The sequence below is a fragment of the Thauera sp. K11 genome (assembly GCF_002354895.1).
In the GTDB taxonomy this organism is placed as follows: Bacteria; Pseudomonadota; Gammaproteobacteria; order Burkholderiales; family Rhodocyclaceae; genus Thauera; species Thauera sinica.
The window spans coordinates 1,818,866-1,845,372 of sequence record NZ_CP023439.1; the positions used below are offsets into that span (position 1 = coordinate 1,818,866).

The 26,507-nt window shown below is 65.4% G+C and carries 26 protein-coding genes and 1 tRNA gene; 18 read left to right on the forward strand and 9 right to left on the reverse strand.

Annotated elements, in window-relative coordinates; translation table 11 throughout:
• Positions 1 to 166 precede the first annotated feature (166 nt).
• The 6 genes from CCZ27_RS07935 (at position 167) to CCZ27_RS07960 (ending at position 6,558) form a co-directional block, all read left to right on the forward strand.
• Positions 167 to 2,059, forward strand: a complete 1,893-nt coding sequence (locus tag CCZ27_RS07935; RefSeq protein WP_096447121.1) for an eCIS core domain-containing protein — start codon at positions 167 to 169, stop codon at positions 2,057 to 2,059.
• Positions 2,056 to 2,472, forward strand: a complete 417-nt coding sequence (locus CCZ27_RS07940) for a hypothetical protein (protein ID WP_096447123.1) — start codon at positions 2,056 to 2,058, stop codon at positions 2,470 to 2,472. The genes CCZ27_RS07935 and CCZ27_RS07940 overlap by 4 nt, the downstream gene beginning before the upstream one ends.
• A gap of 220 nt (positions 2,473 to 2,692) precedes the next feature.
• Complete coding sequence (locus tag CCZ27_RS07945; protein ID WP_096447125.1) at positions 2,693 to 3,766, forward strand: sigma-54 interaction domain-containing protein; 1,074 nt, start codon at positions 2,693 to 2,695, stop codon at positions 3,764 to 3,766.
• 169 nt (positions 3,767 to 3,935) lie between these two features.
• Positions 3,936 to 4,379 carry an NfeD family protein gene (locus tag CCZ27_RS07950; protein ID WP_096452326.1) on the forward strand — a complete coding sequence of 148 codons (444 nt, stop codon included), beginning with the start codon at positions 3,936 to 3,938 and terminating at the stop codon, positions 4,377 to 4,379.
• A 27-nt stretch (positions 4,380 to 4,406) separates the two neighbouring features.
• Positions 4,407 to 5,258: an SPFH domain-containing protein gene (locus CCZ27_RS07955; protein WP_096447127.1), complete on the forward strand. Its 852-nt coding sequence runs from the start codon at positions 4,407 to 4,409 to the stop codon at positions 5,256 to 5,258.
• 109 nt (positions 5,259 to 5,367) lie between these two features.
• On the forward strand, positions 5,368 to 6,558 hold the full coding sequence (locus CCZ27_RS07960; RefSeq protein WP_096447129.1) for a multidrug effflux MFS transporter: 1,191 nt from the start codon (positions 5,368 to 5,370) through the stop codon (positions 6,556 to 6,558).
• Between the two features lie 140 nt (positions 6,559 to 6,698).
• On the opposite strand, the gene CCZ27_RS07965 is transcribed toward CCZ27_RS07960, so the two are convergent.
• Positions 6,699 to 7,085, reverse strand: coding sequence for a DUF2237 family protein (locus CCZ27_RS07965; RefSeq protein WP_096447131.1), 387 nt, complete (start codon positions 7,083 to 7,085; stop codon positions 6,699 to 6,701).
• Between the two features lie 138 nt (positions 7,086 to 7,223).
• Between CCZ27_RS07965 and CCZ27_RS07970 the strand changes: the two genes are divergently transcribed.
• Together CCZ27_RS07970 and CCZ27_RS07975 are read left to right on the forward strand one after the other, a co-directional pair.
• Positions 7,224 to 7,314 (forward strand) — tRNA-Ser (locus tag CCZ27_RS07970).
• A gap of 281 nt (positions 7,315 to 7,595) precedes the next feature.
• Entirely contained in the window at positions 7,596 to 7,913 is a 318-nt protein-coding gene (locus tag CCZ27_RS07975) for a hypothetical protein (RefSeq protein ID WP_096452328.1), read from the forward strand.
• Between the two features lie 143 nt (positions 7,914 to 8,056).
• Here the strand turns inward: CCZ27_RS07975 and CCZ27_RS07980 are convergent, their stop codons facing one another.
• From CCZ27_RS07980 to CCZ27_RS07995, 4 genes are all read right to left on the reverse strand, one after another.
• Positions 8,057 to 8,653, reverse strand: coding sequence for a Yip1 family protein (locus CCZ27_RS07980; RefSeq protein ID WP_096452330.1), 597 nt, complete (start codon positions 8,651 to 8,653; stop codon positions 8,057 to 8,059).
• A 190-nt stretch (positions 8,654 to 8,843) separates the two neighbouring features.
• Positions 8,844 to 10,232 (reverse strand): sensor histidine kinase, encoded by a 1,389-nt coding sequence (locus tag CCZ27_RS07985; protein WP_232516597.1) that lies wholly within the window; start codon positions 10,230 to 10,232, stop codon positions 8,844 to 8,846.
• Positions 10,225 to 10,893: a response regulator transcription factor gene (locus CCZ27_RS07990; RefSeq protein ID WP_096447135.1), complete on the reverse strand. Its 669-nt coding sequence runs from the start codon at positions 10,891 to 10,893 to the stop codon at positions 10,225 to 10,227. Before CCZ27_RS07990 ends, CCZ27_RS07985 begins: the two co-directional genes overlap by 8 nt.
• 3 nt (positions 10,894 to 10,896) lie before the next feature.
• Positions 10,897 to 11,232, reverse strand: coding sequence for a PepSY domain-containing protein (locus CCZ27_RS07995; RefSeq protein ID WP_096447137.1), 336 nt, complete (start codon positions 11,230 to 11,232; stop codon positions 10,897 to 10,899).
• A gap of 272 nt (positions 11,233 to 11,504) precedes the next feature.
• Between CCZ27_RS07995 and CCZ27_RS08000 the strand changes: the two genes are divergently transcribed.
• Both CCZ27_RS08000 and CCZ27_RS08005 read left to right on the forward strand, forming a co-directional pair.
• On the forward strand, positions 11,505 to 12,473 hold the full coding sequence (locus CCZ27_RS08000; RefSeq protein ID WP_096452332.1) for an alpha/beta hydrolase: 969 nt from the start codon (positions 11,505 to 11,507) through the stop codon (positions 12,471 to 12,473).
• 91 nt (positions 12,474 to 12,564) lie between these two features.
• On the forward strand, positions 12,565 to 14,484 hold the full coding sequence (locus tag CCZ27_RS08005) for a potassium transporter Kup (RefSeq protein WP_096452334.1): 1,920 nt from the start codon (positions 12,565 to 12,567) through the stop codon (positions 14,482 to 14,484).
• Positions 14,485 to 14,499: 15 nt separating this feature from the next.
• Here the strand turns inward: CCZ27_RS08005 and CCZ27_RS08010 are convergent, their stop codons facing one another.
• The gene (locus CCZ27_RS08010) at positions 14,500 to 15,360 is read right to left on the reverse strand and encodes an SIR2 family NAD-dependent protein deacylase (protein WP_096447139.1); all 861 of its coding nucleotides are present in this window, start codon (positions 15,358 to 15,360) and stop codon (positions 14,500 to 14,502) included.
• A gap of 281 nt (positions 15,361 to 15,641) precedes the next feature.
• Between CCZ27_RS08010 and CCZ27_RS08015 the strand changes: the two genes are divergently transcribed.
• The 5 genes from CCZ27_RS08015 (at position 15,642) to CCZ27_RS08030 (ending at position 22,860) form a co-directional block, all read left to right on the forward strand.
• Entirely contained in the window at positions 15,642 to 16,019 is a 378-nt protein-coding gene (locus CCZ27_RS08015) for a hypothetical protein (RefSeq protein WP_096447141.1), read from the forward strand.
• Positions 16,020 to 16,810: 791 nt separating this feature from the next.
• A complete protein-coding gene (locus CCZ27_RS23415; RefSeq protein ID WP_157748492.1) occupies positions 16,811 to 17,230 on the forward strand; it encodes a hypothetical protein in 420 nt (139 codons plus the stop codon).
• A 1-nt stretch (position 17,231) separates the two neighbouring features.
• Positions 17,232 to 18,983, forward strand: coding sequence for an SPM autocatalytic domain-containing protein (locus CCZ27_RS23420; protein WP_157748493.1), 1,752 nt, complete (start codon positions 17,232 to 17,234; stop codon positions 18,981 to 18,983).
• A 253-nt stretch (positions 18,984 to 19,236) separates the two neighbouring features.
• Positions 19,237 to 21,426, forward strand: a complete 2,190-nt coding sequence (locus CCZ27_RS08025) for a type I secretion system permease/ATPase (RefSeq protein ID WP_096447145.1) — start codon at positions 19,237 to 19,239, stop codon at positions 21,424 to 21,426.
• Between the two features lie 6 nt (positions 21,427 to 21,432).
• Positions 21,433 to 22,860 (forward strand): HlyD family type I secretion periplasmic adaptor subunit, encoded by a 1,428-nt coding sequence (locus CCZ27_RS08030; RefSeq protein WP_096447147.1) that lies wholly within the window; start codon positions 21,433 to 21,435, stop codon positions 22,858 to 22,860.
• Between the two features lie 34 nt (positions 22,861 to 22,894).
• Here CCZ27_RS08030 and CCZ27_RS08035 read toward each other — a convergent pair whose 3' ends face one another.
• The gene (locus tag CCZ27_RS08035) at positions 22,895 to 23,755 is read right to left on the reverse strand and encodes an HDOD domain-containing protein (protein ID WP_096447149.1); all 861 of its coding nucleotides are present in this window, start codon (positions 23,753 to 23,755) and stop codon (positions 22,895 to 22,897) included.
• Between the two features lie 263 nt (positions 23,756 to 24,018).
• On the opposite strand from CCZ27_RS08035, the gene tadA reads away from it, so the two are divergent.
• Genes tadA through CCZ27_RS08050 form a run of 3 tightly spaced genes read left to right on the forward strand, consistent with a single transcriptional unit; the run spans position 24,019 to position 25,417 of the window.
• The gene (gene tadA, locus CCZ27_RS08040; protein WP_096447151.1) at positions 24,019 to 24,483 is read left to right on the forward strand and encodes a tRNA adenosine(34) deaminase TadA; all 465 of its coding nucleotides are present in this window, start codon (positions 24,019 to 24,021) and stop codon (positions 24,481 to 24,483) included.
• A 14-nt stretch (positions 24,484 to 24,497) separates the two neighbouring features.
• Entirely contained in the window at positions 24,498 to 24,977 is a 480-nt protein-coding gene (locus CCZ27_RS08045; protein WP_096447153.1) for a L,D-transpeptidase, read from the forward strand.
• A complete protein-coding gene (locus CCZ27_RS08050) occupies positions 24,974 to 25,417 on the forward strand; it encodes a GNAT family N-acetyltransferase (protein WP_096447155.1) in 444 nt (147 codons plus the stop codon). Before CCZ27_RS08045 ends, CCZ27_RS08050 begins: the two co-directional genes overlap by 4 nt.
• Here the strand turns inward: CCZ27_RS08050 and CCZ27_RS08055 are convergent.
• The gene (locus tag CCZ27_RS08055; RefSeq protein WP_096447157.1) at positions 25,407 to 26,171 is read right to left on the reverse strand and encodes an NRDE family protein; all 765 of its coding nucleotides are present in this window, start codon (positions 26,169 to 26,171) and stop codon (positions 25,407 to 25,409) included. The genes CCZ27_RS08050 and CCZ27_RS08055 overlap by 11 nt on opposite strands.
• Positions 26,162 to 26,449: a DUF4936 family protein gene (locus tag CCZ27_RS08060; RefSeq protein WP_232516598.1), complete on the reverse strand. Its 288-nt coding sequence runs from the start codon at positions 26,447 to 26,449 to the stop codon at positions 26,162 to 26,164. Before CCZ27_RS08060 ends, CCZ27_RS08055 begins: the two co-directional genes overlap by 10 nt.
• Positions 26,450 to 26,507 lie beyond the last annotated feature (58 nt).

Genomic DNA, 26,507 nt, shown 5'->3' on the forward strand with positions numbered 1-26,507 from the left:
GACGGGACGGTTACCCGCGGACGGGAAAGCCGTGCCGCGCCGGCCGGCGATGCGGGCGCCGTGGAAAGCGGCGGCATCGGACCGGCGGGCATCTATAGTGAATGAGGCGCCGATGCGCCGGCGGATGCGTGAGTGTTCCGCCGCGCGGCGGCAGGAGGGTAGTGCGATGAGCCTGAGTCTGATGGCCCGCAGCACGGGCATGCCGGGCCGGCCGGAGCGGTCGTCCGCCGCGCCCGCGGCGAGGAAGGGCATGCCGCGTTTCCTGGGCGGCGGCATGACGCTGTCGAAGCCGGGCGATGCCGCCGAACGCCGGGCGGATGCGCTTGCCGATGCGGTCATGGAGCCGGCGGCGTGCCCGGCGTGTACGCCGCTCGCGCCTTGCGTGAAATGCGCGTCCGATGCCGCGAAGGCGGCGCCGGCCGGCCGGCGCGCGGGCGGGCTGGGTTCCGGGGCGCCGCTCGACGCGGCGACGCGCGCTTATTTCGAGCCCCGGTTCGGACGCGATCTCGGATCGGTGCGGGTGCATGCGGGCCCGCATGAAGGGCGCCTGGCGCGCTCGCTGGCGGCGAAGGCGTTCACGGTGGGCGACGACATCGTGTTCGGCGATGGCCGCTATGCACCGGCGACCGGCGAGGGGCGCCATCTGCTGGCGCACGAACTCGCGCACGTGGTGAGCCCCGGCCCCGGCGACCGCGTGGCGCGGGAGGCGGATGCCGGGGTGGAACCCGATGCCGGCGCCGCCCCTGCGCCCGATGCAGGCGGCGTGACCGACGCGGGCGTGCCGCTGCCGGCGGGCGTGCCGGCGGCGCCTGCCCCGCCCGTGTTCGACAGCGTGTATGGCGCCTGCCTGACCGAGGACGAAGGCCGGCGCCGCGATGCCTTTGCGCTGCGGCGCTTCCATCTCGACCGCAACATCCCGTCGACGACCTTCGGCATGTTCGATGCCGATTACTTCCCGCTCTTCGGGCTCATGTCGGTGACGGTGAAGATGAAGTTCAAGTTCGTTTCCGCCGACAATGCGCCCGGCTTCTGGGAGCGCATGCGCCGCACGCTCGGCGGCGAGGACCTGAGCCGCTTCTACTGGAGCGACACCGAGCGCGACACGTTCAGGAGCGACTACATCTCCCGCGTCGCCACGCGCTGGAGCGCGCAGCATTCCATGGTGTCGACCAAGCCGTGCTGGAACTTCAGGGCGTTGCCGCTGGTGAGCCCGGTCGAGGTGGCCGACGATGCCTCGGCCCATTACGTGGTCACGGTCCACAAGAGCCCCGGGCCCGGCATCGACTACAAGTCGTCGACGAGCGACCCGGACGTCGCCCATCCCGAGCGCCCCGCGACGGCGGAGCTGTGGTCGTCCGACGTGCGCGAGGAGCCGGACTTCAACAGCACCAGCGTCGCCACGTCGGAGCGCCAGCGCATCGAGAGTGCGCTGGCGGCCGCGGCGGCGACGCCCGTCCTGTTCGCCAACAATTCGGACGCCATCACGCCGGCGGCGGCCGGGACGCTGACGGCCTTCGCCACCGCGCTCAAGCAGAAGAACCCTTCGGACCCGCTCATTCCGCTCAAGGTGGACGGCTTTGCCAGCAGCGAGGGCGAGCACGGGCACAACGTCGGCCTGTCGGAGCGGCGGGCGATCGCGGTGCGCGGCTTCCTGGCGGGGCTGGGCGTGCTCCAGCCCATCGGCGTGCTCGGGCACGGCCCGGTGGGGGCGCCGGGCGATGTCGTCAACCGCAAGGCCGACATCACCGCCGATCATGCGTTCGAGACGACGTACAGCTCAAACCGCTATTCCGTCGGCGAACACGAGTTCGGCCACATGCTCGGCCTGCCGGACGAATACCAGAACAACACCACCGGCGTCCTCGGCACGCAGCAGACCCTCTACTCGGGGCTGGTGACGGCGGCCGGGGCGCAGGGACCGGCGGTGTGGGGAGTCAATACGGCCAGCCAGATGTCGGCCGGCGTGGATGTCCTGCCCCGCCACTACGTCACCCTGTGGGAAGCGCTGGGGCGGATGACGGCACCCGACATCGCGCAGGCGGAATGGAAACTCTCATGACCGTTCCGGCGGCGCCTGCGATCTTGCGGATCGAGTTCCGGCACATGCAGGCGCTGTCGTCGCGCGGCAACCATCGCATTCGCCTGGATGCCGACGGTTCCCTGTTCGTCGATGTCGTCACGGGGGATTGCCCGCGCGGCACGCACTGGAGCGGGCCGTGGCCCGGGACCCCGGTGCGCAGGCTGCAGGCGGCGGAGATCGGCGAGCTGGCGCGGGCGATCTCGCACTCGGGGTTCTTCGGGCTTCCCGCCGAAACGGTGCGGCAGGGGCGGGACGGATATCGCGAGGAACTCGACGTCGTGCTCGGCGAGCGCGCCCATTCGGTGGCGATCGAGCGGGTGGAGCCTCCCCCGGCCTTTGCCCGCCTGCGCAGCCTCCTCTGGCGGCAGGCCGGCCTGCCGCTTTCCGGCTGAGAGCCGCCGTCGCGGGGCGGCCGGGCCTTCGTTCCGCACGGCGAGTCCGCCGTGCGCGCATGCCGCCGTCGCAGGTGTAACTGCGGTTGACCTTACGGAAGGCATATTCCAGATTGAAGCACGGCGCTCGGCCCGGCTCGTATCGTCGGCCATGCGGCGCTGGTATGCATTGGTGCGAGCGGGAGACCTATATTCCGCCGCAATGACAAGTGGGGAATGCATGTCTGGCAGCCATGGGCATCGACGATCACCAGCGGGGGAAGCGGGCGGGGCGCGGGCCGCGCCCGGGGCGGATGGCGACGCGCTGGCCGGCTTCGGCCTGCTCGGGCGTTCTCCCGCCTTCATCGCGGCGACGAACCTGATGCGCCGCTTCGCGCAGACTTCCGCCCATGTCCTCGTCCAGGGTGAGACGGGCACCGGCAAGGAACTCGTCGCGCGCGCCATCCACTACCTCGGCGACCGCCGCTACAAGCCCTTCGTGCCGGTCAATTGCGGAGCGCTGCCCGACAACCTGATGGAGAACGAGCTGTTCGGCCATGCGCGCGGCGCGTTCACCGATGCGCGCGAGAGCCAGCGCGGGCTGATCGGCGGCGCCGAGGGCGGCACGCTGTTCCTCGACGAGATCGAGTGCCTGTCGCTGAAGGGGCAGGTGGCGCTGCTCCGCTTCCTGCAGGATGGCCACTATCGCCAGCTCGGCGGGCACGGCGACCTGCGCGCCGACGTGCGGGTGATCGCCGCGAGCAACCAGGATTTCGGCGAACTGGTGCGCAGCGGCCGGTTTCGCCAGGATCTCTATTACCGCCTGGCGATCATGGCGGTCGACCTGCCGCCGCTGCGCCGGCGCGGCAACGACATCCTGCTGCTGATCGACCATTTCCTCGCGCGCTTCGCCCGCGAGTACGGACACCCGGCACCGAGGCTGGATGCGGCTTCCGTCCCGGTGGCGCTGGCCCATCCGTGGCCGGGCAACGTGCGCGAGCTGGAGAACGTGGTCCATCGCCAGTTCCTGCTTGCCGAGGGCGACGTCGTCCGGCTGGATGCGCCGATCGAATCGCCCGGCGCGGCGGCCGGCGGCGAGGCGGGCAGCGGCTGGAACATCGATTTCTCCGGCATGGACATGAAGCTCGCCAAGGCCGAGGTGATCGCGCGCTTCGAGCGCGATTACCTGGAACAGGCGATCGCGCTGACGCGGGGCAACGTGTCGCTCGCCGCCCAGCATGCCGGCAAGGAAAGGCGGGCCTTCGGCAAGCTGCTCAAGAAGTACGGCATCGATCGCAACCGCTTCCAGGTCTGAGCCTCCCCCGCCCGCGGCACCTGCCCGCCGCCCGTCCGTCATGCGCAGTTCCTCGCCGCATCCTCCGGCCGCGCCGGACTGCGCGCTGCGGCGTCATTCCCGGTAATCATCCGCCTGTTAAACTCCGGGGCTTCGAACATGCCGGACGGCGGCCGGGGAAGGGCGGATGATGACTCCTGAATGGTGGCACTGGATGATCGCGGGGATCGGGCTCGTGCTGCTGGAACTCGCCATTCCCGCCTTCTTCGTGATCTGGTTCGGCCTGGGGGCGATCGTCGTCGCGCTGGCGACGCTGGCTGCCGGCGGCCTGTCGCTGACGGTGCAGATCTCGCTGTGGATCGTCGCCTCGCTGGCCATGGTGGTGCTGTGGTTCCGGGTGTTCAAGCGCAACCGGCACAAGACCCTCGTGGGCACGGCCGATGGCGAGGTCATCGGCGAGGTGGGCCTGCTGGTGGGGGCGGTGGAGCCCTATCGGAACGGCAAGGTGCGCTTCCAGCGGCCGGTGCTCGGCGCGGACGAGTGGGTATGTCGCGCGGAAAGCGCGATTCCCGCCGGGGAGCGGGTGAGGGTGGTGGCGATCGAGGGAAGCTTCGTCAGGGTGACGAAGGCTTGAGACTTTTTTCCGGACAAGGATGAATCGATGAGTGCAGGGCTGGCAATTGCGATCGCGGTACTGGTTTTCGTGGCGGTCACCATCGCCAAGGGCGTGCGGCTGGTCGCGCAGGGCGAGGAATGGGTGGTCGAGCGGCTGGGCAAGTACCACAGCACGCTGCGGCCGGGCCTCAACATCCTGATCCCTTATCTGGACAACGTCGCCTACAAGCTCGTCACCAAGGACATCATCCTCGACGTGCAGGAGCAGGAGGTCATCACCCGCGACAACGCGGTGATCCTCACCAATGCGATCGCCTTCGTGAAGGTCACCGATCCGGTGAAGGCGGTGTATGGCGTCACCGATTTCTCGGAAGCGATCCGCAACCTCATCATGACCACGCTGCGCTCCATCGTCGGCGAGATGGAGCTGGACGAGGCGCTGTCCTCGCGCGACAAGATCAAGGCGCGGCTGCGCGAGAGCATCGCCGACGAGGCGGTGGACTGGGGCCTGACGGTGAAGTCGGTGGAGATCCAGGACATCAAGCCGTCGGAATCGATGCAGCGCGCCATGGAATTGCAGGCGGCGGCCGAGCGCGAGCGCAAGGCGGCGGTGACCAAGGCCGAGGGCGCGAAGCAGGCCGCCATCCTGGAAGCCGAGGCGCGGCTGGAGGCGGCCAAGCGCGACGCCAATGCGCAGGTGATGCTGGCCGAGGCTTCCGCCGAGGCGATCCGCCGCGTGACGGGCGCGGTGGGCGACCAGACGGCGCCCATGCTCTACCTGCTGGGCGAGAAGTACATCGCGTCGATGCAGGCGCTCGGCCAGGCCGGCGGCGCCAAGGTGGTGGTCCTGCCCGCCGATCTGCAGAGCGCTCTGAAGGGGTTGATCGGCCGTCCGTGACGTCCGGCGGGCGGCCTCCGGTCCGCCCGCGCCAGATGCGCCGCCGCGGCGCCATGCCGCGCCGTGCGCCCGCCCCGCGCACATCCCTTCATCCCGACGATTCCATCCGATGCCCCCAAGCCACCCCATGCTGGCCTTCCTGATCGCCGCCCTCAGTGCGATCGGCCCGTTCTCCATCGACGCCTATCTGCCGGCCTTCCCGGCGATGGCCGGGTCGCTCGGCGCGTCGCAACTGGAGATACAGCAGACGCTCACCGCCTATCTGGTGGCGTTCGCCTGCATGGTGCTGTGGCATGGCGCGCTGGCCGACCGCTACGGGCGCCGTTCGGTGCTGCTGGTGTCGACCGCGGTGTTTGCGCTGTCCTCGGCGCTGTGCGCCTGCGCGCCGTCGGTGGAATGGCTGTGGGCCGGGCGCGTCCTGCAGGGCCTGTGCGGCGGAGCGGGGATGGTGGTGGGCCGCGCGGTGATCCGCGATCTGCACGAAGGCGCCCAGGCGCAGCAGCAGATGTCGCGCGTGATGGTGATCTTCGCGGTCGCCCCCGCCGTCGCGCCGCTGCTGGGCGCATCGATGCTGGAGCTCGGCGGCTGGCGCGCCATCTTCGTGTTCCTGACGGCCTTCGGTGCCGCGCTGTTCGCGCTGTGCTGGCGATACCTGCCCGAGACCCTGGCCCAGGATGCCCGCCAGCCCCTGCATCCGGTCGGGCTGCTGCGCGCCTACCTGGCGGTGCTGACGAACCCAGCCTTCATGCTGCTCGGCGTCGCCGTGTCGCTCAATTTCGGCGGCTTCTTCCTCTACGTGATGTCGGCGCCGGTCTTCGTCATGACCCATCTCGGCCTGGGTACGGGCGGTTTCGGCTGGCTCTTCGTGCCGGCGGTCGGGGGCATGATGCTCGGTTCCATGCTGTCGGGGCGGATCGCCGGACGATGGCCGCCGCAGCGCGCCGTCGCCGTGGGGTTCGCGACAATGATCGGCGCCGCGATCCTGAACGTCTCGCTCGCCGCCATGCTGCCGCCGGGCCTGCCGTGGTCCATGCTGGCGATCCCGATGTATACGCTGGGCATGGCGCTGGCGATGCCCAGCATGTCGCTGATGGGGCTGGACCTGTTCCCCGAGCGCCGCGGGCTGGCCTCCAGTTGCCAGGGTTTTCTGCAGATGGGCATGAACTCGATCGCGGCCGGCGCGCTCGCGCCGGTGCTGTGGGGCAGCACGCTGACGCTCGCACTCGGCATGGCCGGCCTGCTGTCGATATCGCTCATCGCAATGCAGGTTCTCGACGGATGGTCTGCGCGCAGGCCCTGACGGGAGCGCGGCTGCCGGCCCGGATGCGAAGGCGCCGGGCTCTTCTCCCGATACGCCGGGAACCTGCCCGCGCGGACGGCGCGCCGGGCGGCGGAGGAGAGTGGTCGCGGTGCGGGTTCAGCGCTCCCGTCCGGGCCGCCTCAGGAAGCCGGCCCCATCGGCGCGCCATGCGCATGGGCTTTCAGGGTGTCGAGGTCGATGACGCGCAGCACCAGTTCGTTGGTGGCCTCGAGCACCACCGGCGGCGCCATGCCTGCCTCCAGGGCCTCTTTCCAGCGCAGGGAGCACAGGCACCAGCGGTCCCCCGGCTTCAGGCCCTTGAAGCGATATTCCGGAAGCGGCGTGGTCAGGTCGTTGCCAACCTGCTTGGAGAAGGCGAGGAATTCGGCCGTCACCCGCACGCATATCAGATGGCGGCCCACATCTTCCGGGCCGGTCACGCAACAGCCGGTGCGGTAGAACCCGGCCAACGGAGCATAGCTGCAAGCGAGCAGCAGCCCGCCGAGGACGTTGCGTTGTTCGCTCATGTTTCTCCCGTCGATCCGATCCCGCCCGTCTGCGGACGCGCCCCGCACGGCGGTCCCCATGCCGACAGCGGTGGCGACAAAAGCATCCGCCGGGGCTTCCCCCTCCATCCCTTTGCCGCTAGAATGCGCGGCTTCCACGGAGAGGTGGATGAGTGGTTTAAGTCGCACGCCTGGAAAGCGTGTTTGGGATAATATCCCAACGCGGGTTCGAATCCCGCCCTCTCCGCCAGACATCGAAACTAAGGCCCTGACTCTTCAGGGCTTTATTTTTTCGTGGCGTCGGAGGCGCCGATTGCCCCGGCTTCTTGCGGCCGGATTGCGGCAGATCGATGGCAACCCGGCGTCCTGCTCGCAGGCGCGGCGGGTGGCGTCCCGATCCCGGTCAGCATGCGGAGCCCCGGCGAGCGCGGCGGACGGTTCCGCCGCATGGGCTGGAGCGATCCCGGTCGCGCGGCACTCTTCCGCGCGGCGGGGGGTCATAGCATCACATTCAGATGCATGGAGGCATCCATGACCCCCGAGACGATTGCCGCCTTGATCGCCGAGATCGAGGCGGGGGATCCGATGGACTTCGGCGCGCTCGCCATCGATGTGGAGGGTGCGCGGCGCCTGATGGCGGCGCATTTCTGCGAGATCAACCGTCAACTCGAGGAATTCGGGCTGCCTGCGGACCAGCGTCTGGAGATGATGGCGGCAATCGCGGCGCATGCGATGGTCGAGAACATGCTGCTGCATCTCGCCCGCCTGCGCCGCGATCCCTGCGACATAGGCTTTCGCGCATGGATGGAGCGCTATGGGATGAAGCGGGAAGGGCCGTCCGGGGGGTGAATCGGTCGGCCTGGACGGCGCGGGAGCCGGCATGCCCGCCGCAGGCTTCCCCGCGTCCGGGATGATGGGCGCGCGACCGGTGAAGAACACGAGGCGGACCCGGCGCGGCCGGAGTCCGCCTGCGGCGGCAGCGCGTTTCGGAATCAGCGCAGGCCGACGATGATGCTCAGGATCAGCGCCAGCACGACCAGCAGCGCCAGCCATGCGACGACGCCCAGCGCCAGCACGAAGTAGCCCATCAGCCGCCCCTTGCCGTGGTCAGTGATGCCGAACAGCGGGCAGACGCCGTGGAAGATCAGCGCCGCCGATGCCAGCCATGCCGCGGCGACGATCGTGCCGACGATCCACGCCGACGGGACGAACAGCGCCAGCGAAGACAGCCACAAGGGCGTCGGTGCGACGGCGGCGAGCATGAAGGCGTCGTGATGGCTGGGGGTCGCATCCACGAGTTCGCCCATGTCCTGGATGATGGAGGCCATCAGCAGCACCATGAGCAACTGCGCGACATAGAACGCAGCGGCGACGGCGAAGGCTTCGCCACCGCTGAGCGCCGGCACCAGTTGGGGAAATACCGCGCCAGGCGAGACCTCCATCGAGTACGTCACCATCGCCGGCGGCAGCAGCGACAGCGGCATCACGTACAGCACGAACAGCCATCCCATCGCCGGGTGGATGCGCCTGAGCTCGGACCAGCCTTCGGAATACGAGTAGAACATCTTGGGCAGATCATGCAGGGTCATGATCATCTCCTCGATACGGGTTCCATCCCCTGATCCCCCAGCGAGTGCCGGAGATCCGTCTGAACCCGGAACCCGACCGGGCATGCCCGGCCTTGCCCCTCGAGGGCGAATCTCCGACAAGCATATAGACAGTCGCCGGCCGATTCGGTGCCCGCCTGCCGTAGCGCGGGACGGACCGGCATGACGGATGTCAGTCGTCGGCGAGGGGAAGCCGCACGCTCACGCGCAGGCCGCCGAGCGCCGGGGCGCGTCCGTAGTGCAGCGTGCCGTCGTACTGGGCGACGATGTCGCCGACGATCGCCAATCCCAGTCCGTGGCCGGGGCGGTTCTCGTCGGCGCGCAGGCCGGCGGTGCCGAGCCTGTGCAGCATGTCGTCCGGTACGCCGGGGCCGTCGTCGTCCACATGGCACGACAGCTCGCCGGGTGCCACGGCGCCGTCGATCGACACGCGCACGTGGCGGCGCGCCCACTTGCAGGCGTTGTCGAGCAGGTTGCCGAACAGTTCGAGCATGTCCTCCCGATCCACCGGGAAGCGGCAGTCGGGGACGTCGAGTTCTATCGCGATGTCCTTGTCCGCATGCAATCTCTGCAACGCGGCGGCGAGCGCACCAAGCTGGCCGCGCGCCTCGAAGTATTCCCGGGTCGGTCCGGCGCCCGCGAGCCGGGCGCGGTGCAATTCGCGTTCCATGGTGGAGCGCATCGCATCGATGTGGATGCGCAATTCCCCGGCATGTGCCTCGTCGCCCTGCGCGGCGATCTCGTCGGCCGTCTGCGACAGCACGGCGAGCGGAGTCTTGAGCGCATGCGACAGGTTGCCCGCTGCGCGGCGGATGCGGCCCAGGCGCTGGGTGTGATGATGGGCGAGGCGGTTCACCGCATCGATCATCGGCTGTACCTCGGCCGGCGCGTCGCCGTCCAGCGTGGTGGCTTCGCCGCGCTCCAGGCGGCGGCAGGCATCCACCGCCCGGTGCAGCGGTGCCAGCCCGCGCACGAGCAGCCTGCGCTGCAGGATCAGCATCACGCCGAGCGCAAAGGCGACGCCGGCCAGCATGCGGGTGCGAAATGCGGCGATGGCACCGTCGATCGCCGCGATGTCCTCCGCCACGGTGACGACGATCTCCGGGGCGTCCGGAGCGTCGGCGTAGCGCCGCGCCAGGGCGAGCAGCCGCTGGCCCGCCGGCCCCGGCACGTGCGTGACGGACTCGGTGCCGGCCGCGCTGCGGGGCAGGGGCACGTCCTCGTCCCACGTCGAACGCGACCTGTTCGACTGCTCGCCGCGCTGGATGAGGAAGTAGTGCCCCGACAGCGGCAACTCGTATGTCGACCCGGCGGCCCCGCGGGTGGCGGCCTCGAGCGCGGCGGGGTCGGGGCCGGCCTCGGCTGCGCGCACATAGAGGAGATCGGCATCGTGGCGCAGGCGCGACAGTACGTAGTCCTCGACCAGGCCACGTGGGAAGTCCTGCAGCCCGACCGCCAGCAGCGCTCCGGCCGCGAGCAGGACGGCGGCGAGCGAAATCGACAGGCGACGCAGCAGCGAGTTCATGGCAAGGAAGGCACCGGTCTGCTCGGGCTCAGGCATCCGGGCGCAGCAGGTAGCCTTGCCCGCGGCGGGTTTCGATGCGGTCCGGACCGAGGAGCGCCCGCAGCCGCTTGACGTAGACCTCGATCACGTTGCTGTCGCGCTCGCTGTCATAGTCGTACACATGCTCGGACAGCCGCGTCTTGGACAGCACTTCACCGGGATGGCGCAGGAAATAGCGCAGCAGGCGGAACTCGGTGCCGGTGAGCGCCTGCTGCTGCCCCCGGCGGTCGTCGACGAGGCACTGGCGCGCTTCGTCCAGACGCCAGTCGCCCACGCGAAGCTGCGGCGCATGCACCGGTGCCGCCCGGCGCAGCAAGGCCTGGATGCGGGCAACCAGTTCTTCGCCGTGGAAGGGCTTGCCGAGATAGTCGTCCGCACCCGCCTGCAGGCCCTCGACGCGCTCGGCCCAGCCGTCGCGCGCGGTGAGGATCAGTACCGGCACCGTGTTTCCGGCGGCGCGCCAGTCGCGCAGCACCGCGAGCCCGGGCTTGCGCGGCAGGCCCAGGTCGAGGATCACCGCGTCGTACGGCTCGGTGGCGCCGAGGTGGGCACCGTCGATCCCGTCGGCGACGAGATCCACCGCGTACCCCGCCTGCGCGAGCCGGCCGCGCAGGCGTTCCCCGAGCGCCGCATCGTCTTCGACGAGCAGCAGGCGCATGGCTCACTTCGCCTTGCGGCGGAGCACTTCGCCGGTACTGGCGTCCAGTTTCAGCTTGTGCACCCGGTTGGCGTCGTCGATGAGCTTCACCTCGTAGGTGTAGCGGCCATCGTCGTCGTCGAGTTCGATCTCGACGACCTGCCCGGGCTGCGCGGCGCGGCTGCGGTTGAGGATGTCTTCCATCGACAGGATCTTGCCGGCTTCGCGCAGCTTGCGGACTTCGTCGGCGCGCGGGCGATCGTCGGCCGCCGCGGGCGTGGCCGCTACGGCCGCGATGCCGGCAGCCACCGCGATGGCGGCGGCGGACAGGGTGAGGGCGAGGGGGGAACGGGCTTTCATCGTCTGGCTCCTGCAGTGTGTCCGAAAGGGATGGAACACACTATGGAAGACGATACCTGAACCCAGCCTGAACGCCCTTGGGGACGAAGCCTCCTTCCGTCTGCCCGAGCAGAGCCGGTCTGCGTCCAGCCCCCGCGCCACGGAGATTGCGATTCCCTTCCGACATGGCGCCGCCGCGTCCCTCGTCCGCGTTCTATGCCCGCCCATCCGCGGGTAGAATTCGGCCCCATTCAATCAGTATGCGCCGGCCCGGATGCCGGCCCGAAAGCTCCATGCCGCTCACCCCCGAGGCCAGATCCCTGCTCGACATGGCTTACCGTGTCGGCGCCCCGCGCTTTCACGATCTCACCGTCGACCAGGCGCGCCGCTCCTTCGAAAAGCTCCAGTTCGCCTTTCGCGGCGAAGCGCCGCCGGTCGCATCCACCACCGAGGTGCCGATTCCGCGCCCGGACGGTTCGGCCCTGCTGGCCCGCCTTTACCGGCCGCTGGAAAGCCACGCCGGCGATGCGCTGCCGCTGGCGATCTGGTTCCACGGCGGCGGCTGGTGCGTCGGCGATGTCGCCAGCTACGACGTCACCTGCCGCGAACTCTGCAACCAGTCGGGCTGCGCGGTGCTGTCGGTCGATTACCGCCTTGCGCCCGAGCATCCCTTTCCGGCGGCGATCCATGACGCCCGCCTCGCCTTCGACTGGTGCAAAGGGCAGGCGCCGAGCCTCGGCATCGACCCCGCGCGCATCGCGCTGGGCGGCGACAGCGCAGGCGGCAACCTCGCCATCGTCACCTCGATCGCGCTGCGGGACGAGGGCCTGCGCCTGCCGCGCTTTCTGCTGCTGGTCTATCCGAGCACCGAGATCGTGAGCGGGCGGCCCTCGCGCGAGCGCTTCGCCGAGGGCTACTTCCTCGATCGCGGCACCCTGGCGTGGTTCTTCGGCCATTACCTGCCGGATGGCAACACCGAGGACTGGCGCGTCTCGCCGATGCGTGCGGCGTCGCTTGCCGGCCTGCCGCCGATGCTGCTGCTGGGGGCGGAGTTCGATCCGCTGGTGGACGACTGCACGGCGTTCGCCAGCCGCGTCCGGGCGGAAGGCGGCGAGGTCGATTACGAAGTGGCCGCGGGGATGATCCATGGCTATCTCACCCTCGGCAAATGCTTTCCGGAAGCGCGCGCCAGCGTGTCGCGGGCGGCGCGCGCGCTGCGTGAGCGATTCGGCGGTGCGGGCGCAGTTGCGCGCGTAGAATGAAGCGGCCTCGGCGTCGCCCCATGGGATGACGGCAGCGCATCGCTCGGCCCCGCCCCTCGTTTCGCATCGCAGCACTTCGGAAGAAAGCATCATGCACACACCGACCGGGGCCGAATTGCCCGCCGAGCACGGAGCGGGGCACGCGCAGGAGCACAAGGGCGGCATCGCCGGCATCGTGGTCACGGCAGTCGGCGTCGTGTATGGGGACATCGGCACCAGCCCGCTCTACACGCTGAAGGAAGTGTTCAACGGCCCGCATGCGGTGCCGGTCACCCCGGCGAATGTGTACGGCATCCTGTCGCTGATCTTCTGGGCGCTCATGCTGGTGGTGTCGGCGAAGTATGTGACGTTCATCACCCGTGCCGACAACCGCGGCGAAGGCGGCATCATGGCGCTGATGTCGCTGGCGCTGAGAGTGGTGCCGCCGGGGCGCAAGGCGTGGGGGCTGTCGGTGCTAGGCGTGTTCGGCGCGGCGCTGTTCTATGGCGACGGGATGATCACGCCGGCCATCTCCGTCCTTTCCGCCGTGGAGGGGCTGGAAGTGGCCACGCCCGCATTCCGCCCCTTCGTCATTCCGATCGCGCTGGTGGTGCTGATCGGCCTCTTCCTGATGCAGCGGCGCGGAACCGCGAGCGTCGGCGCGATCTTCGGTCCGGTGATGCTGTGCTGGTTCGGGGTGCTGGCGGCGCTGGGGATCGGCGGCATCATGCTCCACCCCGAGATCCTGCGGGCGCTGAATCCCGCGTGGGCTGCCGGTTTCATCGCGGACCGGCCGCTGCTGGGCTGGCTTGCGCTGGGCGCGGTGGTGCTGGCCATCACCGGGGGCGAAGCCCTGTACGCCGACATGGGGCATTTTGGCCGCCGGCCCATCAAGCTGGGCTGGTTCTTCCTGGTTTTTCCGGCGCTGTACCTGAACTATCTCGGGCAGGGCGCCCTGATCCTGGACCATCCGGACAACGTCAGCAGCCCGTTCTACATGCTGGTACCCGATACGCTGCTGTATCCCATGGTCGGCATGGCCACGCTGGCGACCATCATCGCCAGCCAGGCGGTGATCTCCGGTGCCTTCTCGCTCACCCGCCAGGCGATGCAGCTCGGCTACGCGCCGCGGATGCGCACCCTGCACACGTCGGAAAAGGAGATCGGCCAGATCTACGTGCCGGGGGTCAACTTCATGCTGCTCGGCGCGGTCATCGCGCTGGTCGTGGGCTTCAAGTCGTCCAGCGCGCTGGCGTCGGCGTACGGCATCGCGGTCACGCTGACGATGATGATCGACACCGTGCTCGCCTTCGTCGTCGTGCGCGGCCTGTGGAAATGGGGACTGCCGCGGTCGGTGCTGTTCCTCGCCGTCTTCCTGACGGTCGATCTCGCCTTCTTCTCGGCCAACCTCGTCAAGGTATTGGCGGGCGGCTGGTTCCCGCTGCTGATCGGCGCGGCCATCTTCACGCTGCTGACCACCTGGAAGCGGGGGCGCGCGATCCTCAACGAGCGCATCCGCAGCGACACCATGCCGCTCGAGATCTTCATCCGCTCCATGTTCCACGATCCCCCGCCGCGGGTGGCGGGGACGGCGGTGTTCATGACGACCTGGATCGACGGCGTACCGCGCGCGCTGCTGCACAACCTGCTGCACAACAAGGTGCTGCACGAGCGGGTGCTGCTGGTGAAGGTCGATACCGCGGACGTGCCCTACGTGCCCGAGACCGAACGCGTGCAACTGACCGAACTCGACTTCGGCTTCTATCAACTGCGCATCCGCTACGGCTTCAAGGACGAGCCGGACATCCCCGCAGCCCTGGCGCTGTGCGAGGCGCAGGGCATGCCCTACAGGCCGATGGAAACGTCCTTCTTCCTCGGCCGCGAGACCCTGGTCTCGCGCGTCGGCTCCGGCATGGCGCGCTGGCGCGAAAAGCTCTTCATCGTCATGTTCCGCAACGGCGGCAGCGCGGCCGACTATTTCCGGATTCCACCCAATCGCGTCGTCGAGCTGGGGACGCAGGTCGAACTGTAGCCGGCCCGGGAAAGTTTACCGCTCCAGAAAACCTGCATCGAGCAGGGCATCCGCGATGCCGCGCATAGCCTGCGTCCCGGTGAGCGGTAACGATACCCCGCGATCCGCCGAAGTTGCGGATTCGGCTGGGTTGATCCGGATCATCGGCGCATCCCGGCCTTCGCCGAACAGGCGGACCGAGGGGATGGCCGTGCCTGCGCCGATCTCGATCACCAGCAGGCGATCCACCCTGCGCTGCCAGTCGCCGAGCCGGGCCTGCTGCAGGCGGGTGCGGTCATCGATCCAGCCGGCATCGCCGAACATGAGAACGTTGGGCCGCGCCAGCCCCCGGCACCACGGGCAGTGCGGAAGCGCATTGACGAGTTTGCACGTGTAGGCGTCGACGTCCGGCAGAAAACCGTCGGCCGGCCAGATGTCGCCCCTGCAGCCAACCATGCACTGCAGATGATGGATCGAGCCATGGCACTCGACGATCCGTCCTGCATCGAAACCGGCCTTCTGGAACTGGCCGTCGACGTTCGACGTAAAGATGAACGCGCCATTGCGCAGGCGCCGGCCGATCTCCCCGAGGATCGCGAACGCCGGCCCCGGCTCCGTTTTCCTGTACAGCGCAAGGCGATGCCCGTAGAAGCCCCATGCGAGCCTTGGGCGGGTATCGAAAGCATTGGGCGAGGCGATGTCGTGGAAGTGCATCCCGGCACGCCCCAATGCCGGATAGGCCCGCCACATCCCCTCGCTGCCGCGAAAGTCCGGCAACCCCGAATCGACTCCCAGGCCCGCACCGGCCGTGATGAGCAAGCCATCGGCCTGCGCGATGAGCCGCGCGCATCGCTGGAAGCGCGCTTCCAGCTCCGTCGCCGATACCGGTCGAGTCATGGATCGATTCCTTGGGCGTCCGCCTGATCGGGCAAGTATCCACCCAAAGGCACCTTCGTACCGCTGCGGTACGAGGAAAGGTCAATGCCGGACCGGATTCTCGTGTCCGCAGGATGCATGAGTGCTGAAAGCCATATGGTATATGATGATGTTGACAATGATAATTATTATTGTTTATGCTAAACGGAGCCTGAGTCCAAGCTTCGGGCATACGAAGCGACCGGCTCGACTCCCGCAACACGGCAGTGGTTTCTCGACCACTTCGTCCATAGGTACAAAACATGATTCACGACCGCGCACGACTCGCTTCATTCACTGCCCTTGGATACATCTTCGTCGTGCTCGGCGGCATTGCCCTGCATTTTCTGAACACAGGAGAGGTTTACACCCTCAAGTTCAGTCTCTTGCTCCCCAGTACCTGGACCGCAACATTGGTCGCTGGAGTTGCCGCCTGGGGGTTGTGGCATCGATTTCGCTGGGCGTGGTGGCTCGGAATCGCCGCAGCATTGTTCCAACTGGTACGCATGTCGCCGTGGCTATATCTGCACCATGGAATGGACAGGCTTCCCGGCTTCGGCCCCCTTCTCGTGCTTGTCCTCCTGCTCGCGTTCCTCATCACACTGCTTTTACCCGGCACTAAAGCTGCATGTACTCGCTGAATCATGGGGCAACATCTGCTGATTGGATAACTTAAATTGGCTGGTCTGCATAAAGTTGCAGAAGCAATTTGAAATGGTTTGGGGAAGATGGTGAAAGGGGCAATTTTTATTGTGTTGTCAACCGTTCTCTCTCTTTCTATTGGTGGAGGAGTAAGACTTTCCATCAATGTTCTTATCCGATCATTGTTTCGTGGTTTTATCTATGATGAAAAAAATGAATTGAAAGGATGGGTGAGCGTGTTGAGAGTGTCTGTTCAGACATTGATCTATTTTGTCCTGTTCCTCTTCTCCCTTATTTTCTGCGTAGTTTATATCATTGTTGTCTATATTTTGGGAAACAACGTCTACGGGGCGTTCAGATGGGGGTGCATAATGAGTGGTATTGGCTACGTCATAATTGGATGCGTTGTATTTTTTTGTATGTGTAGTTTCTTTTGGGCTAATTCAATTAAGATAAATCTGACTTTTATATTGAGGTCATAGTAATACGCAATGTAATCTAGGTATTAATGCTATGTTTCGCCGGAGGTACGTGCCCAGGAATCAGCTTGATGCTAGGGCGATCTCGGGGGGAGGGTGTCGCTGAACCAGAGGGATCGGAGACCGGAAGTAGCCTCGTATGAGGTTTTCGAATGGGGCTCGGAAGGCGGCCAGAACAGGGAGGTCCGCTATACGATTTGGAGAATAAAAGTAAAAGACTAAGTCGTTCAGTGAAATTGACGACAATTTTAAAGATACGTAGGAATATATCGTTATAACATTTTCTATTTAATTGGTAAGGAGAAAAAGGCGTGGGAAGAATCATTTTGATTTCAATAGCTATCACTTTTTTTGTGATGGGTCATTCAACTTTGCTGCATTTTAAAACAGTTGAGTCGAGAAAATTTCCCGCTTTTAATATTCTATTTCCATGGCCAAAGACAGGGAGGTTTGTCTCCGTTCTTTGTCTATTTGTTGCTCTTTGTATGTTCTTGGCTGCATTTTTTCTTCCTGGAGTCAGGATGACCCCTCATCCGGATACGTGGAAGGGAGTTCTTATTTTTGCTGTTTTTCCGTCAATTTGTTACGGCGCCTATATCTTGGCCGGGCTACGCAAAGAAGAGGGGGAAATTTTTTTTAATGCAGACTTAGTGAAGGATGCCTGGAAATATCCGATTTTATTTATGGCAATAGTGAATTTGATTTTCTACTTATTTAATTGGAGGCTGTAAATTGGCTGATTTGCGTAAAGTTACAGAGGCGATTCTGGATGGCTTTGGGAATTTTCAAAGTGGATGGGAGGTCGGTTCGTCTGAAAATAATCCCGAAGCTGTTCTAAATTTGCTGAATTTTGCGGCTAGCGTAGCTCCTACGTTAGGGCCTCTAGGAAATGCAATTGGAGTGGGATTAAGTCAAGTCGCAATTACTAATAACACCGTCTCTGCCATAGAAAAATGGAAGAATGGGACTTTGCAGCCATCTGATGTTCTGCAGATAACCAGTTCCGTGCTGACAGGATTGTCGGCATTAGCTGTTGTGCTCGGGGGTACTGTTCCACTCAGTGTTGCGGTAACCGTTTCTCTTATTGGATTGGCATCTGGTGCGGGGGCTCGGGATGTAATTAATGATTTGGTGAGGGAATTGTATGATTCGTCTGGCTCAACTAATCAAGGAAGATTGATCGTTAGACAGTATTCAATAAATGGAACCGAGCTGTTTAGTTATCAACTTACAGATAAATACGGTTTTTCTTACGATGAAGTTGCCCATCTAAATTCAACAACGGCTGATAATTTTTGGGGGGGTCTGCCAGCTGGAGTGGTTAGGGTGCTGGATGGAAAGACGGGTAATCCGATTATGGAGTATGTTGACAATAGCCAAGTTAATACTGGCGGTGGCTCACTGATAAATCAAGCATCTGTGCAATTGTCGGACTATCAGTTCAATAGTTTTATTTCGAACATTGGGAACATCGGTTTCGGCTCCGGCCAAAATACTGTCGACTTCACGAAGTCTATCTTGAATGGGTCGGGAATTTTCGACTTCAACTTTATTCGGGGTGACTCGATTAGCGGTATATATCAAGAAAGCGTAAATTATTTTAAAAACAATGACTACTATTCACTAATTGATCCCGGGAACTATTGGGATGAGTTTGATACTCGTCCATATCTGGGCAGCGGTTTGAACTTCAATGATTCGTACACTTGGCTCTACGACGGCCTCTGGAATGCGACAACGACAAATTGGTACCTATATGAGAAGACTACTAATTTGCTCGGAAAGAGCAGTCAGGTAGATAAGAACTACGTCGAAAACGTAGGGCTCAATTCGAAATGGGGCTCTCCGATAGCGATCGACCTGGATGGAGACGGCTTGGAAACCATCCGGCTACGTGACAGCTCAGTGCGTTTTGACCTGACGGGAGACGGAGAGGCTGAATGGACAGCCTGGTTGTCCGGTGATGATGGATTTCTTGCCTATGATGCAAATGGAAATGGAGTCATCGATGGAGTCTCCGAACTCTTTGGCGGCCTGGAGCGAGGGGAGGGATATGGAAAACTCGCAGCTTTCGACTCCAATGGCGATGGCGTCGTCGACTCCAGGGATGAGAATTTTGACCGGCTGCTCATCTGGCAGGACCTCGATCAGAATGGTGTCAGTGACGAGGGGGAATTGCGTGGTCTGACGGCTGCTAACATCACTGAAGTGGTTGTCGAATATCGTGTCGTAGATGAAGTTTCCAATGGCGTCCTGATTGGGGAGGAGTCTTCGGCGGTGGTTAACGGCAACCGGCGGCGAATGGCGGATATCTATTTCCGTTACGAGGTCAGCCCTATGAATGGGCTCGATGAAGCAGATGTCCAGCAACAAGCGGATGCTCTGCTTTCTCTGATGGCCCTCCCCGCAGGTGAAGCCTCTGCCGACACCTTCATTCCGCTTGATCGACAGAACAGCGCCATTGCGCTGGCGGCGCCGGTTTGATTCGGAGACTTTTTCGAGGAGGAGGGAAGTCGCCGCAGTGCGATTTCTTTTCTCCAAGAGAGAGAAACGGATGTCCAGGGCATCCGGCAGCGATATAAATCCGTATTCGGTCCGACCGTATTCCCGATCGGGTGCGCAGGCGTGTTTGCTGCGGGTTGAGAATAATCATCTCGCGCGAGGTTTGCGGCCAGGTTCCGGAAGGCATCGAGGTCAGGCAGTTCGTCATGCGGTTCAAGAAAGAAGAGTAAGAGCAATGTCTTCCGCCGACACGGCCGACAATTTCAGAGACTCACAGGGGGTTGCCGGAGCAGGTGAAGCTACGCCCCCTGCTGGCTCGCCGCCACTGGATACCGGGCTCACCTGCCTTGTCCTGATGGCCCGTCTACACGGCGTTGCTGCCGATCCGCACCAGTTGGCGCATGAACATGCGATGGCCGGAGCGCGATTCGGCTGTGACGAGATCCTTCATGCAGCCAGGGCCTTGGGTTTGCACGCAAAAGCGATCAAGGCGTCCAATGATCGCCTTGCGAGAACGCCGTTGCCGGCGATTGCCATAGCGCGGGATGGCACGTTCTTTCTGCTTGCGCGCGTCGAAGGCGACAAGGCGCTGATTCAGTCTCCGCTCGCGGGCCGGGCAGAGACTGTGCCGGTAGCCGAACTTCAGACGCGCTGGTGCAATGAGTTGATCTTGTTCACATCGCGCGAATCGCTGGGCCAGGATTTGCGCCGGTTCGACTTCACCTGGTTCGTGCCCGCGATCGTCAAGTATCGCAAGCTGCTGGGGGAGGTTTTCGCCGTCAGTTTCGTTCTGCAGCTCTTTGCATTGGTCACCCCGCTGTTCTTCCAGGTGGTGATGGACAAGGTGCTCGTCCATCGCGGCTTTACCACGCTGGATGTCATCGCGATCGGCCTAACGGTTGTGATGCTGTTCGAGGTCGCGCTGACGACGCTGCGGACCTACGTGTTCGCGCACACCACCAGCCGCATCGATGTGGAGTTGGGGGCAAGGCTGTTCCGGCATCTGCTCAACCTGCCCATGGCCTATTTCCAGGCGCGGCGGGTGGGAGATTCCGTTGCCAGGGTGCGGGAACTGGAGAACATCCGGGCGTTCCTGACCGGCAATGCCGTCACGCTGGTGCTGGACCTGCTGTTCTCGGTGGTATTCATCGGCGTCATGCTGATCTACAGCGGCTGGCTGACGCTCGTGGTCGTGCTTTCCCTGCCGTGCTACGCGATTCTGACGGCGATGTTCACGCCGGTTCTGCGTGCCCGTCTGCATGAGAAATTCAATCGCAGTGCCGAGAACCAGGCTTTTCTGGTGGAGACCATCAGCGGCATCGACACGGTGAAGGCGCTGGCCGTCGAGCCGCACTGGACGCGCAAATGGGACGGGCAGCTTGCAGCCTACGTCTCGTCGAGTTTCCGCACGGCCACGGTGGGCAGCTTTGCCAATGGTGGCGTGACGCTGATCGGCAAGCTGGTCACGGTGATCACCATGTACCTGGGCGCCCGTCTGGTGATCGAGGGCAACCTCACCGTGGGTCAGTTGATCGCATTCAACATGCTCGCGGGGCAGGTTTCGCAACCGGTGATGCGGTTGGCGCAGATGTGGACCGATTTTCAGCAGACCGGCATTTCTGTCCAGCGTCTCGGCGACATCCTCAACACCCGGACGGAAGCCTCCGGCAACAAGAGTGCGCTGCCGCTGCTGGCCGGCCGGGTCACGCTCGATCAGGTGCTTTTCCGCTACCGTCCCGACGGGCCGGAGGTCTTGAGCGGCGTGTCGCTCGATATCGGTGCGGGAGAGGTGCTCGGCATCGTCGGGCGTTCCGGTTCGGGGAAGAGCACCCTGACCCGGCTCATTCAGCGCATGTACGTGCCCGAGCGGGGCCGGGTGCTGGTCGACGGCATGGATCTGGCCCTGGCCGAGGCGTCCTCCTTGAGGCGGCAGATCGGTGTGGTGCTGCAAGAAAGTGTCCTGTTCAATCGCAGCATCCGGGACAACATCGCGCTGGCCGATCCCGGGGCGCCGCTGGCTGCCGTCATCCGGGCCGCAAAGCTGGCGGGGGCGCATGAATTCATTCTTGAGTTGTCCGAGGCGTACGACACCCTTGTCGGCGAGCATGGTTCCAGCCTGTCCGGCGGTCAGCGGCAGCGGATCGCGATCGCCCGGGCCTTGATGACCAATCCCCGAATCCTGATCTTCGATGAGGCCACGAGTGCGCTCGACTATGAAAGCGAGCGCGTGATCCAGGAGAACATGAAGGCGATCTGCAAGGGCAGGACGGTGATCATCATCGCTCACCGCTTGTCTGCGGTGCGGGATGCCCACCGGATCGTGGTGATGGACCGCGGCCGGATCGTCGAGGCCGGTACGCATGCGGAGCTTCTCGGCCGGGAAGCGGGGCACTATGCCCGGCTGCACCGTCTGCAGCAGGGGTGAGAAACGATGAGCGGCATGTTGCGATTGAAAGCATTGGGCGATCTCGTCCGCCGCTATGCGGCCGCCTTCAGGCATGCGTGGCGGCATCGTGTGCAGATGGAGGGACCGGCCCGTCAGCCGCATGAGGTGGCATTCCTGCCCGCGGCGTTGGCCCTGCAGGAGACGCCGGTGTCGCCCGCACCACGCGTGGCGATGTGGATGCTGATGCTGTTCTCGGCGATTGCGCTGGCATGGGCCGTATTCGGTGAAATCGACGTGGTGGCGACGGCGCAGGGGCGGGTCATGCCCAACGACCGCACCAAGACCATCCAGCCGCTGGAAACGGCGACGGTCCGGGCCATATGGGTCAGCGACGGCCAACTGGTCGGGGCTGGCGACGTGCTGGTGGAACTCGATGCAACGACGGCGAGGGCGGACCGGGAACGCCTGCGTTCCGACCTGGCGGCCGCGCGCCTGCAGGTTGCACGCAGCAAGGCCATGCTGGCGGCAATGGAGCATGGCAGGCTGCCGGCTCTCCCCGCCGTGGTGGAGGCGAGCGAGAGTCTGAACGCCGAGGCAAGACGCCAGTTGCTCGGCCAGTATGACGAATACCGTGCCCGGGCACGCAGGGTGGAGGCGGAAATCGCGCGGCGCGAAGCGGAGATCACGTCTACGCGGGAACAGGTGAGCAAGCTCGAACAGACTGTGCCCATCGCCCGCCGTCGCGCGGAGGACTTCCGCAATCTGGTCGATCGGAACTTCGTGTCCAGACACGGCTATCTCGAGCAGGAGCAATCCCGCATCGAGCATGAGGCGGATCTGGCGGCGCAGAAGAGCCGCCTCAAGGAAATCGAGGCCGCGGTCAGGGAGGCCCGCGAGCAGCGCGCCATGCTGGATGCGGAAACGCGGCGGGCGAATCTGGACGACGTTACAGAGGGGCTGCAGCGCGGAGCCGCTCTGGAACAGGAGCTTCTGAAGGCCGAAAACCGTGACCGCCTCATGCAGTTGAAATCGCCGGTGGAGGGGACGGTACAGCAACTGGCCGTGCATACCGTCGGCGGAGTCGTCACCGAAGCGCAGCCGCTGATGATGATCGTGCCACGCGACAAGGCCCTCGAAGTCGAGGCGTTCGTCGACAACAAGGACATCGGCTTCGTTCGGCCGGGGCAGCCGGCGGAGGTGAAGATCGAAACCTTTCAATACACGAAGTACGGCACCATCCATGCACGGATCGCATCGGTGTCGCACGACGCCATCAATGACGAGAAGCGCGGATTGATCTATTCCGCCCGTGTCAGGATGGAGCGCTCTACTATCGATGTGGATGGCACGCCGGTCAACCTCGGGCCGGGCATGGCCGTGTCCGTCGAGATCAAGACCGGCAGGCGCCGCGTGATCGAGTATTTCCTGAGCCCGTTGATGCAGTACGGAAACGAGAGTCTGCGGGAGCGCTGACCGGCGCGGCGCGCGGCGCGCGGCAGGCGGTGCTTCAGTTGCACACCGCCGCGAGCATTTCCTGCTTGGTGGCCCGTGCTGCGTCGATCAGCGCATCCAGTTGGGCGCGGTCGAGGCCGCCGGTACACGCTTCGAGCAGTTCGGGGCGGCGCGTGACGCCGAGCATGGTGTCGAAAGGGTTCGGCGTTTCGGCGGCCAGCGCGGCGACGAACAGCACGTCGCTCAGGTCGGACGGCGGCCAGACGTCGCCGTAGAGTTCGGTGTCGTCGAGTGCGTCGAGGATGTGCTCGGGCAGCGAGAAGGTCTCGAGGATCGCGCTGCTCATCGGGGCGTTCCAGGTGGCGACGAATTCCGCGAAGCGGTTCATGTCGCGTTCGAGGGCGGGGTAGTCGGCCGCCTTGGCAAGCAGGTAGAACTGGCCGATGGTCCGCATCAGGCCGGCCAGCAGGGCGCTGTCCGGGTTCGCGATCTTCAGTTGCGCGGCCAGCGCGTAGGCCCAGCAGCCGACATCGACGCTGTGCAGCCACAGCCCGGCGGCGATGAGCCGCATGCGTCCGGAGCGATGATCCCGGGTAAGTTGCTCGGCGGCCACCGCATAGGCGAGGCAGCGCAGCGCGGCCAGCCCCACGCGCACCACCGCGTCGTTGACCGTGGAGATCTGGCCCGGGTAGGGATTGATCTGCACGGTGTTGGCCATGCGCAGGGTCTTGGCGCTGAGCACGGGTTCCGCGCGGACCGCGTTGGCGATGTCCTTGAGCGAGGAGTTCGGATCGTCGGCGAGCTGCTTGATGCGCATCGAGAGTTCGAGCACGGTCGGAAAGCTGAGCCGTCCGTCCTGCAGTTCCTGCTCGATCTGGGCGTTGAAGGCAGCCAGTTGCAGTGCGAAGTCGTCCATGGCCAAACCGTCCGTTGAAGAGTCGTTACGAAGTTTAACCCCCCGGATTTCGGCGTGAGCAAAGAAGATCGCGCGCCGTCGTGCGTCGCTGCACGACGGCTGCGACCACGGCACCGGTGCCGGCGTGGCCGGGCGGTCCGCCTCGGGGGCGGATTTTGGCGATGCCGGGCGACAATGCTAAGGTTCCCACCGGCCGTGAGGTGAGGCGGGCGGCGTCGAGCCGCTGGCCGCCGCGGCATCGGATTCGCCCGACTGGAAGCAGAATGAACGAAGAGGACTACATGCGTGCCGCCATCGCCCAGGCGCGCGAGGCCGGCGCCTGCGAAGAGGTGCCGGTGGGGGCGGTGGTGGTGCTGGACGGCGAGATCGTCGGCCGCGGCTTCAACCAGCCGATCAGCCGGCACGACCCGACGGCGCACGCCGAGATCATGGCCCTGCGCGATGCGGCGGCGCGCATCGGCAACTATCGCCTGCCCGGTTGCGAGCTTTACGTGACCCTCGAACCGTGCGCGATGTGCGCGGGCGCGATCATGCACGCGCGCGTGTCGAGGGTCGTGTTCGGCGCCCGCGACCCGAAGACCGGCGTGGCCGGCAGCGTGATCGACCTCTTCGGCGAGGAGAGGCTGAACCATCATGCGACGGTCACCGGCGGCGTGCTGGGCGAGGAGTGCGGCAACCTGCTGTCGAACTTCTTCGCCAGCCGCCGCCGCGGGACGTTGACCGCGTGAGGGCGCCAACCGCCATGCGCATCCGCATCGACATCGGCCGCCAGACCCTGGAGCTTTTCGGCGCGGACGGGGCGTGCATCCGCCGCTACGCCGTGTCGACCGCACTCAATGGCGCGGGAGAGATGGAAGGCAGCGGCTGTACGCCGCGCGGCCGGCATCGCATCCGGGCACGGATAGGCGGCGGGGCGCCCGCCGGGACGGTGTTCCGCGGGCGCCGGCCGACGGGGCAGTTGTGGACGCCGGCCTTTGCCGCCGAACACCCCGGCCGCGACTGGATCTTGAGCCGCATCCTGTGGCTGTGCGGCGAGGAGCCGGGGCGCAACCGGCTCGGCAGGGTCGACACGATGCGCCGCTACGTCTACATCCACGGCACGGGCGACGACCAGCCGATGGGCGTGCCGCTGTCGCACGGCTGCATCCGCATGCGCAACCGGGACGTGATCGAGCTTTACGAACTGGCGGCCGCGGGCACGCCGGTGGAGATCGTGGAATGAACGAGCGGCAGGAAAGCTATCGCATCGAGCTGATGGACTGGCGCGAGGCGGCGCCGCTGGCGATGCCGCTGCGCGAGCGGGTGTTCGTGGCCGAGCAGGGCGTGCCGCCCGAACTGGAGATGGACGAGTTCGACGCTGTCTGCCGGCATGCCGTGGCGCGTACCGCCGCCGGCGAGGCGATCGCCACCGGCCGCCTGCTGCCCGATGGCCACATCGGGCGCATGGCGGTGGATGCGGCGTGGCGCAAACGCGGTGTGGGCGGCGACGTGCTCGAGGCCCTGGTGGCCGAGGCGGCGGCGCTCGGCATGGGCGAGGTGGTGCTCAACGCCCAGGTGCATGCGCTGGCCTTCTACGAGCGCCACGGGTTCGCCGCCGAAGGCGAGGTCTTCATGGAGGCGGGCATCGAGCACCGTGCGATGCGGCGCCGGCTCAGCGCGTGATGGTGAAGCCGTGCAGCACTTCGCTGCGCAGGCCGCCATCGTCCTCCCAGGTCCATTCGCGAAAACGCGTCCGGCCATCGCGGCCGACCAGGATCAGGCTCGAGCAGCGCGTGCCGTAGCCGGGCGCGCGGATGAAGACCGGCGACAGCAGGCGTTCCCATTCGAGGCTGACGCCGGTCCTGGGCAGATCCTCGTCGGCAGCGGCGGTCTCGTCCCGCAGCAGGGCGAGCACGTCGTCGTCGGCGGGAAGCCGCTGCAGCAGCGCAGTCAGGTGCCGGCGCGCATGGGCGAGCTTGGGCCACGGCGTGTCGAGCAGGTGGTTCGACAGGCCGTGGATTCCGGGTTCGAGCAGCGACACCGCGCCGGTCGTGCTTTCGTGGACGCCCAGCGTGAGGCCGTCGCTCACCAGCAGGTTGAAGCCGGCGTAGCGCACGCTGTCGGCGGCGATGGCGTGCAGCGCGGCAAGCGTGTCCTCGCCGGTCTCGAGCGCCTGCCGCACCAGCCTGCCGCGCGAGGGCGCGGCACTGTGGCGCCGGCTGGGATCGCGGTAGTTGGTCAGCGCGGCGAAGCGGCCGTTGCGAGACAACCCCATCCACGTGCCGCCGGCCTCCAGGTCGCGGCCGGCGAGCAGGTCGGTGGCGTCCGGCCACCAGTGGGCGGGAACGGCCGGGCGGTCGAGGTATTCGTCGCGGTTGGCGACCACGACGAGCGGGAATTCGGGATGGACGCGCCAGGCGAAGGCGATCAGGCACACGGGACGAAACGCTCCAGGTGGCGCGTGGTGCCGGGCTCCAGCAGGTCGGCCGCGCGGTGGGCATCGGCTTCGTCCTGCAGGGCCGCGTCGAAGCCGTCCTTGTCGCTCACGCCTTCGTAGATTTCCATCCAGGTGACCGGATCGTCGGCGCGGCGCATGATGCGCCCGACGATGCCGGTACGGCGGGCGAGGGTGGCCTGCATCGCCTGCAGCACGCGGAGTGCGTCGGCGAATCCGGCATCCGGACGCAGCCGGTAGTAGATGTAGTAGCTGGTCAAGCCCGAGGCCCTCCGGCGCAGGATTGAGCGGGTTGCGCTGCGGTACCGCGCGGTGCGG